Below are 14,513 nucleotides of genomic sequence, written 5' to 3' on the forward strand. Positions count from 1 at the left end.
AAACGGGCATCTGAAAATGCAACGCAACTATATTCCCGGCATCATTGCCATGGCCGCCATTGTCGTGGCCTCGAACATCCTGGTCCAGTTCCTGATCCTTGACGGATTGCTGACCTGGGGTGCTTTCACCTATCCGCTGGCCTTCCTGGTCACTGACATCATGAACCGCGTCTATGGCGTGGGTCCGGCCCGCAAGGTCGTGTTCGCCGGGTTTGTCACCGGTATCATCTGCTCGCTGATCGGCAGCCAGATCATGCTGCAGGGCGATGGCTTTACCTATGCCGCCGTGCCGCTGCGGATCGCAGTTGCGTCCGGTACAGCCTTCCTGATCGCGCAACTGACGGACGTCACCGTGTTCAACGCCATGCGCGGCGGCCGCTGGTGGCGCGCGCCGCTGGTTTCGACTCTGGTCGGATCGGCGCTGGATACCGCGATCTTCTTCACGCTGGCCTTCTCGGCCTCGGTCACCTTCTTCGGTGCCAACGCCGACGCCGCAATCAACTGGGCGTGGGAGCCCGTGCCGTTCATGCTGACCGGCCCGATGGCGCCGCTATGGGTCACGCTGGCCTTTGCGGACTGGTTGGTAAAGCTGTCATTGGCTTTGATCGCCCTGATCCCGTTCAAGGTGATCGTCGCCCGTCTGACCGCCGCACAGCCTGCGTAAAAAAAGTGCTTTGAGAATGGCGCATCTTGTGTCAGGCTCAAAGTTAACCGCAACAGATAGAAAAGGAGGTGATCCAGTGTCGAGAAAGAGATTGGAGAGAGGTGTCGGAACAACCGGGGGGACCGCCTGCTAGGGCAGCCCTTGGCCGAGCGTTCGCTCCGGCTGGTCGATTGATCTAACCGACCCCACCTCCTGAACTTTCGAAGGGCCGTCCCGCCGGGGCGGCCCTTTCTGTTTCCACCCGTGCCTTGTAAGGTCAGCCCCATGTTGCGCATCACCGACGATATCGCCCTGCAAGACTGGGAAATGACCGAAAGCTTTGTGCGTTCCTCGGGTCCCGGTGGTCAGAACGTCAACAAGGTCTCGACCGCTGTTGAGCTTCGGTTTGAGGCCGCGCGCTCGCCATCCCTGCCGGAACCTGTCAAGAACCGCCTGAAACGTCTGGCCGGGCGGCGGTGGACCAAGGATGGCGCAATCATCATTCAATGCGAAGAAACCCGCAGCCAGGCCCGCAACCGTGAAATCGCGCGCAGCCGGCTGGCCGAGCTGATTGCCCGCGCCTTGGTCAAGCCCAAACGCCGGATCGCGACAAAGCCCACATATGGATCGGTCAAGCGGCGCTTGGCTGCGAAAAAGGCGCGTGGCGACGTCAAAGCGCTGCGGGGCAAAGTGTCCGAAGATTGATCTGGCATATTGCCTGCCCATTGATAATCTGACCCGCACAGGCGGCAAAAGGATCACGGCATGAGGCTGGAAGGAAAAACCGCAATCGTCACAGGCGGCGCATCGGGATTCGGCGCTGGGATCGCGCAGAAATTCGTGGCCGAAGGCGCCCGTGTGATGATTGCGGATATCAACGGAGACGCGGCCGCAAACCTGGCGGCACAACTGGGCGACCGGGCGCAACCGCAGCAGGTTGATGTCGCTGATCGCGCGTCTGTCCAGTCCATGGCGGAAACGGCGATCCGGGATTTCGGCGGGCTGGATATCCTGGTCAACAACGCCGGTGTCACGCACCTGCCGACGCCGCTGGAAGACGTCAGCGAACAGGATTTCGACCGCGTTTTCAACGTGAACATGAAATCGGTGTACCTGACCGCACGCGCATTGGTGCCACATATGAAATCCCGCAAGACCGGGGCGATCCTGAACGTGGCCTCGACGGCTGGCCTGTCGCCGCGCCCCAACCTGAACTGGTACAACGCCTCCAAGGGGTGGATGATCACGGCAACCAAGACAATGGCCGTGGAGCTTGCCCCTTCCGGCATCCGCGTCAACGCGATCTGCCCGGTTGCCGGGGAAACACCGCTGCTCAAATCTTTCATGGGCGAGGATACGCCCGAAATCCGGGCCAAATTCCTGTCGACCATCCCGCTGGGCCGGTTCTCGACCCCGGAAGACATGGCCAACGCCGCCTGTTTCCTGTGTTCGGACGAGGCCGGTATGGTCACAGGTACAGCGTTGGAGGTCGACGGTGGCCGCTGTATCTGATCCGCTCTTCATCTGGCCATAAATATCCCCGCTGGAGGCAGCGCGCCTGCGCGCTTCCCTGCAACAAGGCACGAGTTCATCAATGACTCCCGGACCGCGAAACCTGATCACCGATATTCCCGGCCTCAAGGTCGGAAATGCGCAGGATGCCACCCTGAAATCAGGAGCCACGGTTCTGACCGCCGCGCGCCCGTTCACCGCATCGGTCCATGTCATGGGCGGGGCCCCCGGTACCCGCGAAACGGATCTTCTTGCGGCGGACAAATCCGTAACCCATGTGGATGCCATCGCCCTGTCGGGCGGGTCGGCTTTTGGGCTGGACGCCTGTTCAGGCGTGTCCGACGGGCTGAAGGCGCAGGGCAGGGGCTTTGCGGTGGGGTCCGTCACCGTGCCCATCGTCCCCGGCGCAATTCTGTTCGACCTGCTCAATGGCGGCGACAAGGGATGGGACCAAAACCCCTATCACGCGCTTGGCCGCGCCGCGTTTGATACGGCTGCCGAGATATTCGACCTGGGGTCGGTGGGTGCCGGAACCGGGGCGCTTGCGGCGATGCACAAAGGCGGGCTCGGGTCGGCATCGCTGGTGCTGGATGACGGTACGATTGTTGGCGCTCTGGTCGCGGCCAACCCGATGGGCAGTGTCACAACGGCGGGTGACCGCCATTTCTGGGCAGCGCCGTTTGAAATCGGGGATGAATTCGGCGGCCTGGGCCCGGACCCGGCCTCGGGGCTGGGTCGGCCCGGTGCCAGCCGCAAGGCCGCCGCCATGCACGCCCTCGGTTCCGATCGGGCCAACACCACGATTGCGATCGTGGCCACCGACGCGGACCTGACCAAACCACAATGCCAGCGGATGGCGACGGCCGCGCATGACGGCATTGCCCGCGCGATTGTTCCCGCGCATACGCCGGGCGACGGTGATCTGGTTTTCGCGGTCAGCACCGGAACCCGCCCGGCAGGGGACGGCTCTGCCGACATGGCGATGATTGGCCACGCCGCCGCCCTGTGCCTGAGCCGGGCCATCGCGCGGGCCGTTTTCCTGGCCTCTCCGGCCCCCGGCGACTTGCTGCCGTGTTGGTCCGAAACGCAATAATGTAAGTGAAAAATGCGACTTTTGTCCACTGCGACCCGGTGACGCCGGACGGCAAATGCGCGTTGACTCCTGTGTCTTGGGGCGTTCCATTCGGGCAGCTAAATCGCATCGGAGCACGAGCTATGAAACGAATTATCGCACCTCTTCTTGTCGGACTGCTGGCGGTCCCCGCATTTGCGGAAGGCGATGCCGAGGCCGGAAAGAAGACATTCAACAAGTGCAAATCCTGCCACATGATCGCGGGCCCTGACGGCGAAGCGATCGTAAAGGGCGGCAAGACCGGCCCCAACCTGTATGGCATTTCGGGCCGCACGGCGGGCACGCTGGAGGGTTTCAAATACGGTGACAGCCTGGTTGCAGCCGGTGAAAACGGGCTGGTCTGGGATGAGACCACCTTTGTCGAATATGCGCAGGATCCCAAGGCGTTCCTGAAAAGCTACCTGGATGACACGGGCGCCAAATCCAAGATGACCTTCCGCCTGAAAAGCGGCGGCGAGGATGTCTTTGCCTATATCGTGAGTGTCTCGGGCGAGTAACGCCGGACCCCATCTTGGTGAAATGTGCAAAAGGCCGCAGCCCCTGCGGCCTTTCGTGCGCTTGATTGGCAGGAAATTCAAGGTCACCTTGGGACCCAAGGCGGAGCAACACGCCATCTCAGGGCCCGCATTGCAACGACACGCCAAACCGTCCGGGCAGGACGCAGCAAGTTCCGCACGAGCCTGACAATTGTCGAATTGGCACCAGGAGAGGATAAATGGGAATCACCATCCCGGCATGGGTTCAGGGCGAACTGACCCCCGTGGACAAGCTTGAGGCGCATGAAAAGGGGCTCAAGCACAAGGCGGTGTCGGTCTTTGCCGTGCGGGGCACCGAAATCCTGCTTCAGCGCCGGGCGATGGGAAAATACCACACACCGGGCCTGTGGGCGAATACATGCTGCACCCATCCCGACTGGGACGAAAGTTCAAGCGTCTGCGCCGTGCGCCGCCTGCGCGAAGAGCTGGGGATCACGGGGTTGTATCCCGAATATCGGCACCGCTTGGAATATCATGCGGATGTCGGCAACGGCATGGTCGAAAACGAGGTGGTCGACGTGTTTCTGGCCCATGTGCGCGGGCCGCTGACCATCACCCCCAACCCTGACGAGGTCATGGATATCCGCTGGATCGACTATCATGACCTGCTGGCCGAGGTCCTGCGGCACCCCGAGCGGTTTACCCCATGGCTCAAGATCTATTTGCACAACCACGCCGACACGATTTTCGGGCCCGACCTGATAATCTCGGCGAAAACCTGACGCCCGGCGGCAATCGGCTTCTTGCAAGGGCCAGCGAAGCCGCCTAAATCAACGCGTCATGGCCAAGCAAAAGACAGACCCGAATTACAAAATCATCGCCGAAAACCGGCGCGCGCGCTTCGATTACGCGATCGAGGACGATATCGAGTGCGGTATCATGCTGGAAGGGTCCGAGGTCAAATCCCTGCGGGCGGGCGGGTCGAACATCGCCGACAGCTATGCCTCGGTCGACGACGGAGAGCTGTGGCTGGTCAACAGCTATATCGCGCCCTACGAACAGGCCAAGGTCTTTAAGCACGAGGAACGGCGCCGCCGCAAACTGCTGGTGTCGCGCAAGGAATTGGCCAACCTGTGGAACGCGACACAGCGCAAGGGCATGACCCTTGTGCCGCTGGTTTTGTATTTCAACCACAAGGGCCGGGCCAAGGTGAAAATCGGCATTGCCAAGGGTAAAAAGACCCATGACAAGCGCGAAACCCAGGCCAAGCGGGACTGGTCACGTCAAAAGCAGCGGTTGATGAAGGATCACAGCTGATCCTTCCGTCGCGGTTCAGAACGCCATTGCAGCGGCAACCGCACGTTTCCAGCGATCATAGGCCGCGTCACGCTCGGGTTCGGACAATTCCGGCTTGAACCGGCGATCCAGCGCCCAGGTCTCGCTGAACCCGGCCTGGTCCGGGTAGACCCCTGCGCGCATCCCGGCCAGCCAGGCCGCGCCCAAGGCGGTTGTTTCCAGCATCACCGGCCGATCGACCGGTGCGCCCAGAAAATCGGACAGCCCCTGCATTGCCCAGTCGGATGCGCTGGCGCCGCCATCGACGCGCAGCGTGACATCCGTATCCGTGCCCCAGTCGCCCTGCATGGCATGCCACAGGTCGCGGGTTTGATACGCGATGCTTTCCAGCGTGGCGCGGGCGAATTCCGCGCGGCCCGAATTGCGGGTCAGGCCAAACACCGCGCCGCGGCAATCGGGTTTCCAATAGGGCGCCCCAAGCCCGGTAAAGGCAGGCACCAGAACGACGTTCTGGTTGGGATCGGCCCGCAACGCCAATTCGCCGCTTTGCTCGGCCGAATCGATGATCTGCAGCGCATCGCGCAGCCACTGAACCGCCGCACCTGCCACAAAGATCGACCCTTCCAACGCATAGGTCCGCTTTCCATCCAATTGGTAGGCGATCGTCGTCAGCAGCCGGTTTTTCGACTCGACCGGCGTATCGCCCGTATTCAACAGCGCGAAACAGCCCGTGCCATAGGTTGATTTCAGCATTCCCGGCTGGAAACAGGCTTGCCCAATCGTTGCGGCCTGTTGGTCGCCAGCCACCCCGAGAATCGCGATTTCACCCCCGAACAGAGCCGTTTTTCCAAAATCCGCGGCACAGTCCAGAACTTTGGGCAACATGGTCAGCGGCACATCCAGAAGGTCGCAGATCTCGGCGCTCCATTCGCCTTTGTGGATGTTGAACAGCAATGTGCGCGCGGCGTTGGTGGCGTCGGTGACATGGCTGCGCCCTTCGGTCAGGCGCCAGATCAGGAAACTGTCGATTGTGCCGAACATCAGGTCGCCAGCCTTGGCGCGATCACGGGCGCCGGGGATCGTATCCAGCAGCCATTTCACCTTGGTGCCCGAGAAATAAGGGTCCAGCAGCAAGCCGGTCTGGTCGGTGACGTCATCCTCGCACCCGGCCTGCTTGTAGCGGGCGCAGATATCGGCGGTGCGGCGATCCTGCCAGACAATAGCATTGTGGATCGGCTTGCCGGTTTCCCGGTCCCAGACCACGGTGGTTTCACGCTGGTTGGTGATGCCGATGCCGGCGATTTGGTCGGCGGTCACGCCATTGCTTGCCATGACGTCCCGGCACACGGTCAGAACGCTTTCCCAGATCTCTTCGGGGTCATGTTCGACCCAGCCTTCCTGCGGGAAATACTGTGTGAATTCCTTTTGCGCGGTGCCGGCGCGCTGCATGTCGGCGTCAAACAAAATGGCGCGCGATGACGTCGTGCCCTGATCAATGGCAAGAATATAGGTCATGCCTGCCGCCCCTCCCGTATTGGTTTTGCAGCAGTTTAGCGCAATCAAAGCCGCTGGTGCCAGAGCGTTCAGACGGGAATGTTGTCGATCAGGCGCACACCGTCCGCCCAGGCCGCGACAAACAGGCGGGCAGGTTTGTCGGCACAGGTCAAAGGGTCAAGCGTTTCGGCACAGCGCAGCTGAATATATTCCACATGCGCAAACCCGGCGGCCAACAGCGCGGTCCGGGCGTGGGCTGCAAGCTGGTCAAATGCGGCCCCGCCTTGCAGTGCGCGTGCCAGGTCATTCATGATCCGGTGCTTTTGGGCGGCAACCTGCAATCCCTGGGGCGACAGGCGCAGGTTGCGTGACGACATGGCCAGCCCCGAGGGTTCGCGTATCGTGGGGCATCCGACGACCTGGATCGGGATGTCCAGATCGCGCGCCATGCGGCGGACCACCATCAGTTGCTGAAAATCCTTTTCCCCAAAAAAGGCCCGATCCGCCTGTGTTTGCAGGAACAGCTTGGCCACGACGGTGGCGACCCCGTCAAAATGTCCGGGGCGAAATTCGCCTTCCATCACGTCGGTCAGGCCTGCAACCGAAACGGTGGTGGCGAAACCTTGCGGGTAGATCTCGTCAGGCTCGGGCACATAGATGGCGTCGACATCGAAGGGGGACAGCTTTTGCGCGTCCTCAATTTCAGTGCGCGGGTACTTGGCCAGATCCTCGGGGTTGTTGAATTGCTTGGGGTTCACGAAGATGGTCACGATCACCCGGTCGCACCCCGCCTTTGCGGCCTCGACCAAAGACAGATGCCCCCGGTGCAGCGCGCCCATCGTGGGCACAACGCCAATCACCTCGCCACGGCTGCGCCAACTGGTGGTCAGGGCGCGCAGGTCGTCCAGACGGCGCAGGATCGGCGCGGTCATGGCTTGGCCCCCTTGGCGGGGGCCTGATCGGCAAACACATGTTCATCCGTCGGAAAGCTGCGGGCGCGGACTTCGGCGGCGTATTCGGCAATGGCGGCCTCGGCCAACGGGCCCAGCTCGGCATAGCGTTTGACGAATTTCGGTTTGAAGGCGGTGAAAAAGCCCACCATGTCATCGACGACCAGTATCTGCCCGTCGCACCCGGCCGAGGCGCCGATACCAATGGTCGGAATTGACACCTCGGCGGTGATCTGGTCGGCAAGCCCCTGCGGAACCTTCTCTAACACGACCGAAAACGCACCGGCATCGGTGACGGCGCGGGCGTCAGCCAGAACCGCGTCGGCCTTTTCATCGCGGCCTTGCACCTTGTAGCCGCCCAGCGTGTTGATGGATTGTGGCGTCAGCCCGATATGGGCCATGACCGGAATGCCCCGTTTGACCAGAAAACGGACCGTGTCGGCCATCTCGACCCCGCCTTCCAGCTTGACCGCGGCAGCCCCTGTTTCGGCCATCAGTCGGGCGGCGTTGCGGAACGCCTCGGCGGGTGAATGTTCATAGCTGCCGAACGGCATGTCGACGACCATCATCGCCCGGTCCAGCCCCCGCGCCACCGCCTGGCCGTGCAAGATCATCATCTCCATGGTCACACCAAGGGTCGAATCCAGCCCGTGCAGCACCATTCCTACGCTGTCACCGACAAGAACAAAGTCGCAATGGGCATCCATCAACCGGGCCATTGGCGTGGTGTACGCGGTCAGGCTGACCAGGGGTTCGCCGCCTTTCCGGGCGCGAATATCCTCGGCGTTCGGGGCCTTTTTACGGGCGGTGGCGCTCATGGTCGCTCCTCCGGTGTTCAAGTTGCAGCGCGGCATAGCAGATTGCGCAAGGTCATAGAAACCCCGGTTGCGCGAACAATTCCTTGAATGACCTTAGGTTTACGGGGACATTGGTCTGAGAACGATCCGCGCCAAGCGGGCCAGCCTGTCTCAGTTGGGAGTGAAATTCATGGAAATGCAGTCAGTTCGATCCTTTGCATCGGCCCTTGCGCTTGGTGCGACCTTGCTTGCCTCGCAGGCCGTGGCCAAATCGGACATCACCATTGCGATGCAGTTGGAACCCCCGCATCTGGACCCGACCAGTGCCGCTGCCCAGGCCATTGATTCGGTGGTCTACACCAATATCTTCGAAGGCCTGACCCGCTTCATGGGTGATGGGTCGGTCGTGCCGGGGCTGGCCGAAAGCTGGGAGATTTCGGATGACGGGACCCAGTACACGTTCAAGCTGCGCCAAGGTGTCACGTTCCATGATGGCACCGCCATGGATGCCGAGGATGTCAAGTTCAGCCTTGACCGCGCGCTGGCCGACGACAGCGCGAACGCGCAAAAGGCGCTGTTTGCCGGGATCGAAAGCGTCGAGGTGATCGACCCGCTGACGGTCAAGGTCACGCTTGCCGCCCCCAACGGAAACTTCTTGTTCAACATGGCCTGGGGCGACGCGGTGATCGTCGCGCCCGAAAGCATCGGTGACATCAAGACCAACCCGGTGGGCACCGGCGCCTTTACCTTTGGCGAATGGGTGCAGGGCGACAGCATCACGCTGAACCGCAACCCTGAATATTGGGGCGATCAGCCCGCATTAGAGACTGCGACCTTCAAGTTCATCTCGGACCCGACCGCCGCTTTTGCCGCCATGATGGCCGAAGATATCGACGCGTTCGACAATTTCCCGGCACCCGAAAATCTGCCCCAGTTCGAGGCCGACCCGCGCTTTCAGGTGCTGGTAGGCTCAACCGAGGGCGAGACGATCCTGTCGACCAACAACAAACAACCCCCCTTTGATGATATCCGCGTGCGGCAGGCGCTGGCCCATGCGATTGACCGGCAGGCGATCATCGACGGGGCGATGTTTGGTTACGGCACGCCCATCGGCACGCATTTCGCGCCGCATAACCCCGCCTATGTCGATCTGACGGGGAATTCGGCCCATGACCCGGAAAAGGCCAAAGCATTGCTGGCCGAGGCCGGGTTTGCCGACGGGATTGAAACGACGTTGCACCTGCCGCCGCCGTCCTATGCGCGCCGTGGCGGTGAAATCATCGCCGCACAACTGGCCGAGGTCGGCATCAAGGCCGAGATCATCAATGTGGAATGGGCGCAATGGTTGGAATCGGTCTTTAAGGGCAAGGATTTCGGCCTGACGATCGTCAGCCATACCGAGCCGATGGATATCGGCATCTATGCGCGCCCGGATTATTATTTCCAGTATGACAGCCTGGATTTCCAGACCCTGATGGACAGCCTCAACACCACCACCGATCCGGACGAACGCAGCAGGCTTCTGGGCGAGGCACAGCGCCTGATCTCTGCTGATTACGTCAATGGCTACCTGTTCCAGCTGGCCAAGCTGGGCGTGGCCAAGGCGGGCGTGCAGGGGCTTTGGGAAAATGCACCAACCGCCGCGATTGACCTGACCGCGATCAGCTGGTCCGAATGACAAACCGACGGGGCTGCGCGTTGCAGCCCCGGGCCCCTGCCGGATGCGAAAAACTGTATTGATGTCACTGCTACGTATTTTTACCCTTGCTGCCGCCTTTCTGTGCCTGAACGCCGCAATGCCCGGAATGGTCCAGGCGCAGAACGTCCTGGGCAGTCGCCTGGATGCCCTGACGGGAACGCCTGACAATCCGCTGGACGTCGGTATAGGTATCTGGATTGACCAGATTATCGGCGTTGATCAAAAAGCCGAGAATTACGGTGCCGTCGTTGTGTTGCGGGCGGAATGGACCGACCCCGCACTGGCATTCGACCCGCAGGAAGCGGGCCGCGACATCCGCGTGTTCAGCCCACCGGCGCTGGCCGATCACGCAGCCGAAATCGGCGCAGTTTTGCCAGCCTTTGTCATCCATAACCAGCAGTCCAACAAGTGGATACATGAATCCGCCGCCGGGCTGAACCATGACGGGCATGTCGTCTATGTCGAGAAATCCTCGCTGACGCTGCAGGCACCCCATTTCAACTTTCGCAAATACCCGTTCGACACCCAGCGGTTTCAGTTCGAAGTGGTGTCCATCCTGCCGTCCGAATACGTATCCTACCATCCGCTGGACGACTTTTCGGGCCTTGGCGATCTTTTGGGCGAGGAAGAATGGATTCTGGGCAACGCGCGGCTTGAAGCCTCGACCGTTACCGGCTTGTCGGGTCGCGACAGCGACCAGGTGGCGCTGATTTTCGAAGGCAAGCGGCACCTGACCTATTACGTCATTCGCGTGTTCCTGCCGATGCTGGTGCTGGTCACCGTGGGCTGGGCGCTGTTTTTTCTGGACGAATACCGCAAGCGGATCGAAATCGCAGGCGCAAATCTATTGGTTTTCGTGGCCTTCAACTGGGCCATTTCCGAAGACCTGCCCAAGCTGGGATACCTGACCTTTCTGGATTTCATCCTGCAATGCATGTTCCTGATGACGGGGGCGCTGATCGTGTTCAACGTCGCCCTGCGCCGGTTAAAGGTCGCAGGCCGCGAAGAGGCAGCCAGGAAGCTGGATAATTATGCGATCAAGTGGATTTACCCCCTGGGGTATGCCGCAATCGTCGGATATGCGGTTTCAGCTTTTCTGGTAGTGCCATAGGTGCTGGACCCCGGCGGATTGCGACCCTAACGTGGCGCCAATGCTTCGTTATTCTCTCAAACGCCTGCTCTCGTTGATCGTCAGCCTCGTGGTTGCCTCGGTTGTCATTTTCGGGGTGATCGAGGTCGCGCCGGGTGACCCGGCGTCGTTCATGCTGGGCGTGAACGCGCAGCCCGATACCTTGGCGGCCCTGCGGGCAGAGCTTGGGCTGGACGTTTCCAAACTGCAGCGGTATTTCAATTGGGTCGGCGGGATGCTGACCGGGGATTTCGGCACATCCTACACCTATCGCACGCCTGTTTCGCAGATGATCGCGGACCGGCTGTGGGTGTCGCTGCCGCTGGCGCTTTATGCGCTGACCCTGTCCACCCTGATCGCCTTTCCCGCCGGGATCTATGCCGCTGCGCGCCGGGGCAAACCCGGAGACCTGGCGGTCATGGGCGCCACGCAACTGGGTATTGCGGTGCCGAATTTCTGGTTTGCGATGATGCTGGTGCTGATCTTTGCCATCAACCTGCGCTGGTTCAACGCCGGAGGGTTCGTGGGCTGGGAAACCGGATTGTGGACCGGGTTGCATTCGCTGACCCTGCCCGCCATCGCGCTGGCCCTGCCGCAGGCGGCCATCCTGGCGCGCGTCATGCGCTCATCACTGCTGGACATTCTGGGCGAGGATTTCATGCGCACGGCCCGCGCCAAGGGCCTTAGCCGCCGTCAGGCCTTGTGGCGGCACGGGGTGCGCAACGCGCTGATCCCGGTGCTGACAATCATCGGGTTGCAATTTTCCTTCCTGTTGGCAGGGTCGATCATCATCGAACAGGTGTTTTACCTGCCCGGCCTGGGGCGGCTGGTGTTTCAGGCGATCTCGGCCCGCGACCTGATCGTGGTGGAATCGGTGGTCATGCTGCTGGTTTTTGCCGTCATCACCGTGAACTTTCTGGTCGATCTGGCCTATGCCGCCGTCGACCCAAGGCTAAGGAGCCGGACATGAGCCGCAACCTGATCCTTGGCACGCTGCTATCGTCGCTGGTTCTTTTGGCGGCGGTGGTGTCGTTTGTCTGGACACCCTATGACCATGCCGCGCTGAACATTCCGGACAAGTTGCAGCCGCCCAACGCGCAACACTGGTTCGGCACGGATCATTTCGGGCGGGACATATTCTCGATGATCATGGTGGGCGCGCGCACCTCAATCGCGGTGGCGCTGGTGGCGGTGGGCATCGGTGTGGGTTTCGGCGTGCCGCTGGGCCTGACGGCAGCCGCCCGCAAAGGATCATGGCTGGACGAGGTGATCATGCGCGGGAATGACCTGGTTTTTGCCTTCCCTTCGCTGGTCATCGCCATCCTGATCACCGCCGTGTTCGGGGCCGGAGCCATCAACGCCATCATCGCCATCGGCATCTTCAACATCCCCGTTTTCGCGCGCATCACCCGCGGGGCCGCCCTGTCGCTGTGGGAGCGTGAGTTCATCCTTGCCGCCCGTGTGTCAGGCAAGGGCGCAGCGCGGATATCGGCCGAACATATCCTGCCCAATGTGGCCAACCTGCTGATCGTGCAAGGGACCATCCAGTTCAGCCTGGGCATTCTGGCTGAGGCGGGCTTGTCCTATGTCGGATTGGGCGCGCAACCGCCCACGCCCAGCTGGGGCCGGATGCTGGCCGATGCGCAGACAATGGTCAGTTTTGCCCCGCATTTGGCTCTGATTCCGGGTCTGGCGATCATCGTGACCGTGCTGGGTCTGAACCTGTTGGGCGACGGGCTGCGCGACTGGCTGGACCCCCGGATAAGGGTGGCGCGGGCATGAGTTTGCTTGAGATTGAAAACCTGTCACTGGCAATCCACGGGGTGCCGATCCTGAAACAGGTCGACCTGTCCATCGCCCCCGGTCAGATCGTGGCGGTGACAGGCGAAAGCGGCTCGGGCAAGTCGATGACGGCATTGGCCGTCATGCAATTGCTGCCAAACGGGGCCGAGGTCAGCGGCGCGATCCGGTTGAACGGGTCCGAACTTGTGAACCGCCCCGAGGCCGAAATGTGCGCCCTGCGCGGCGCCTCGATCGGCATGGTCTTCCAAGAGCCGATGACAGCGCTGAACCCGGTCAAAACCATCGGCGATCAGGTGATGGAGACAATCCTGATCCACAAGGCGATGCCCCCCGCGCAGGCCCGCGCCCGTGCCAAAGAGGTGCTGAGCCGCGTCGGCCTGCCGCCTGATCGGTTCCCGCTGTCGCGCTTTCCGCATGAACTGTCGGGGGGCCAGCGCCAGCGGGTGGTCATTGCCATGGCCATTGCGCTGCGCCCCAAGCTGCTGATCGCCGATGAACCGACAACTGCGCTGGACGTGACGACGCAGGCGCAAATCCTCGAATTGCTCAGGGGGCTGGTCAGCGAATACGATATGGGGCTGTTGATGATCACCCATGATCTGGCGGTGGTGGCGGATATGGCCGACCGGATCACCGTCATGCGCCATGGCGAAGTGGTCGAAAGCGGCGCGACCCAACATCTGCTGGGCCACATGCGCCATCCCTATACTCGCATGTTGTTCGAGGCCTCGGGCCACCAAGTTACCCTGCCCGAGCCGGTTGAGCCACGCCCGCTGCTGCAGGTCTCGCAAGTGGTGCGCGACTATCGTCTGCCGCGCAAGGCTTTGTTGGACATACCCGGTCATCACCGCGCGGTGGATGGGGTCAGCTTCACTCTCAACAAGGGTGAGCGTCTGGGGCTGGTGGGCGAGTCCGGATGCGGAAAATCGACCCTAACACGGGCCATTTTGGGGTTGGAAGAGGCTCAGTCCGGCGCAATTCATCTGGATGGGCAGCCGGTTTTCACCGGCCACCGGCCAAACCTTGCCGTGCGTCGCAAGATGCAGGTGGTGTTCCAGGACCCGTATGGCAGCTTTAACCCCCGTCACCGGGTCGCGCGCCTTGTGACCGAACCCTTTCACCTGTTGGAAAGCCCGCCCACCGGGACAGAACGGCAGGACCGGATCGCCGAGATGCTGACGGCGGTCGGCCTCAGCCCGGATGATTCAGGCAAGTACATTCACGAGTTCTCGGGCGGGCAACGGCAACGGATCGCAATTGCCCGTGCCCTGATCATCCGCCCCGAGTTGATCCTGTTTGACGAAGCGGTGTCGGCGCTTGATGTCTCGGTCCGGGCGCAGATCCTTGATCTGTTGGCTGAACTGTGCGCCACTTATGACCTGACCTATCTGTTCATCAGCCACGATCTGAGCGTTGTGCGCACCATCACCGACCGGGTGCTGGTCATGCAGTCCGGCCGGATCGTCGAGCAGGGCGAGACAGAGCAGGTCTTCTCGGACCCGCAGCATCGCTATACCCAATCGCTGATCGCCGCCGCGCCCCGATTGCCCGAGATCGGGCAGGGTGCCGCCTAATTGACCTT

The 14,513-nt window shown here is 61.7% G+C and carries 15 protein-coding genes; 12 read left to right on the forward strand and 3 right to left on the reverse strand.

Translation table 11 applies throughout. The features are described 5' to 3' along the window. Nucleotides 1–16: 16 nt before the first annotated feature. The 7 genes from ACXAG8_RS09535 to smpB all read left to right on the forward strand — a co-directional run bounded on the left by ACXAG8_RS09535 (nucleotide 17) and on the right by smpB (nucleotide 5,080). Nucleotides 17–664 (forward strand): queuosine precursor transporter, encoded by a 648-nt coding sequence (locus ACXAG8_RS09535; protein WP_475223631.1) that lies wholly within the window; start codon nucleotides 17–19, stop codon nucleotides 662–664. Nucleotides 665–928: 264 nt separating this feature from the next. Then, nucleotides 929–1,348, forward strand: a complete 420-nt coding sequence (arfB, locus tag ACXAG8_RS09540; RefSeq protein ID WP_475223632.1) for an alternative ribosome rescue aminoacyl-tRNA hydrolase ArfB — start codon at nucleotides 929–931, stop codon at nucleotides 1,346–1,348. Between the two features lie 60 nt (nucleotides 1,349–1,408). Then, a complete protein-coding gene (locus tag ACXAG8_RS09545) occupies nucleotides 1,409–2,155 on the forward strand; it encodes an SDR family oxidoreductase (RefSeq protein ID WP_475223633.1) in 747 nt (248 codons plus the stop codon). A gap of 82 nt (nucleotides 2,156–2,237) precedes the next feature. Further along, the gene (locus ACXAG8_RS09550; RefSeq protein WP_475223634.1) at nucleotides 2,238–3,248 is read left to right on the forward strand and encodes a P1 family peptidase; all 1,011 of its coding nucleotides are present in this window, start codon (nucleotides 2,238–2,240) and stop codon (nucleotides 3,246–3,248) included. Nucleotides 3,249–3,370: 122 nt separating this feature from the next. Beyond that, entirely contained in the window at nucleotides 3,371–3,784 is a 414-nt protein-coding gene (locus ACXAG8_RS09555) for a c-type cytochrome (protein ID WP_475223635.1), read from the forward strand. Nucleotides 3,785–4,002: 218 nt separating this feature from the next. Further along, nucleotides 4,003–4,545, forward strand: a complete 543-nt coding sequence (gene idi / locus ACXAG8_RS09560) for an isopentenyl-diphosphate Delta-isomerase (RefSeq protein ID WP_475223636.1) — start codon at nucleotides 4,003–4,005, stop codon at nucleotides 4,543–4,545. A 58-nt stretch (nucleotides 4,546–4,603) separates the two neighbouring features. Continuing rightward, nucleotides 4,604–5,080, forward strand: a complete 477-nt coding sequence (gene smpB / locus ACXAG8_RS09565; RefSeq protein ID WP_475223637.1) for an SsrA-binding protein SmpB — start codon at nucleotides 4,604–4,606, stop codon at nucleotides 5,078–5,080. Between the two features lie 15 nt (nucleotides 5,081–5,095). Here smpB and glpK read toward each other — a convergent pair whose 3' ends face one another. From glpK to panB, 3 genes are all read right to left on the reverse strand, one after another. Further along, on the reverse strand, nucleotides 5,096–6,574 hold the full coding sequence (glpK, locus tag ACXAG8_RS09570; RefSeq protein ID WP_475223638.1) for a glycerol kinase GlpK: 1,479 nt from the start codon (nucleotides 6,572–6,574) through the stop codon (nucleotides 5,096–5,098). Nucleotides 6,575–6,642: 68 nt separating this feature from the next. Continuing rightward, nucleotides 6,643–7,485 (reverse strand): pantoate--beta-alanine ligase, encoded by an 843-nt coding sequence (gene panC / locus ACXAG8_RS09575; RefSeq protein ID WP_475223639.1) that lies wholly within the window; start codon nucleotides 7,483–7,485, stop codon nucleotides 6,643–6,645. Next, on the reverse strand, nucleotides 7,482–8,321 hold the full coding sequence (gene panB / locus ACXAG8_RS09580; RefSeq protein ID WP_475223640.1) for a 3-methyl-2-oxobutanoate hydroxymethyltransferase: 840 nt from the start codon (nucleotides 8,319–8,321) through the stop codon (nucleotides 7,482–7,484). The genes panC and panB overlap by 4 nt, the downstream gene beginning before the upstream one ends. Before the next feature lie 169 nt (nucleotides 8,322–8,490). Between panB and ACXAG8_RS09585 the strand changes: the two genes are divergently transcribed. The 5 genes from ACXAG8_RS09585 to ACXAG8_RS09605 all read left to right on the forward strand — a co-directional run bounded on the left by ACXAG8_RS09585 (nucleotide 8,491) and on the right by ACXAG8_RS09605 (nucleotide 14,505). Continuing rightward, the gene (locus tag ACXAG8_RS09585; RefSeq protein WP_475223641.1) at nucleotides 8,491–9,978 is read left to right on the forward strand and encodes an ABC transporter substrate-binding protein; all 1,488 of its coding nucleotides are present in this window, start codon (nucleotides 8,491–8,493) and stop codon (nucleotides 9,976–9,978) included. A gap of 61 nt (nucleotides 9,979–10,039) precedes the next feature. Then, nucleotides 10,040–11,110, forward strand: a complete 1,071-nt coding sequence (locus ACXAG8_RS09590) for a ligand-gated ion channel (RefSeq protein WP_475223642.1) — start codon at nucleotides 10,040–10,042, stop codon at nucleotides 11,108–11,110. A gap of 40 nt (nucleotides 11,111–11,150) precedes the next feature. Beyond that, a complete protein-coding gene (locus ACXAG8_RS09595; RefSeq protein WP_475223643.1) occupies nucleotides 11,151–12,098 on the forward strand; it encodes an ABC transporter permease in 948 nt (315 codons plus the stop codon). After that, the gene (locus ACXAG8_RS09600; RefSeq protein ID WP_475223644.1) at nucleotides 12,095–12,910 is read left to right on the forward strand and encodes an ABC transporter permease; all 816 of its coding nucleotides are present in this window, start codon (nucleotides 12,095–12,097) and stop codon (nucleotides 12,908–12,910) included. Before ACXAG8_RS09595 ends, ACXAG8_RS09600 begins: the two co-directional genes overlap by 4 nt. Beyond that, nucleotides 12,907–14,505, forward strand: coding sequence for an ABC transporter ATP-binding protein (locus ACXAG8_RS09605; protein ID WP_475223645.1), 1,599 nt, complete (start codon nucleotides 12,907–12,909; stop codon nucleotides 14,503–14,505). Before ACXAG8_RS09600 ends, ACXAG8_RS09605 begins: the two co-directional genes overlap by 4 nt. Nucleotides 14,506–14,513: the final 8 nt, after the last annotated feature.

The sequence above is a fragment of the Ruegeria sp. ABD4_443 genome (genome assembly GCF_056160865.1).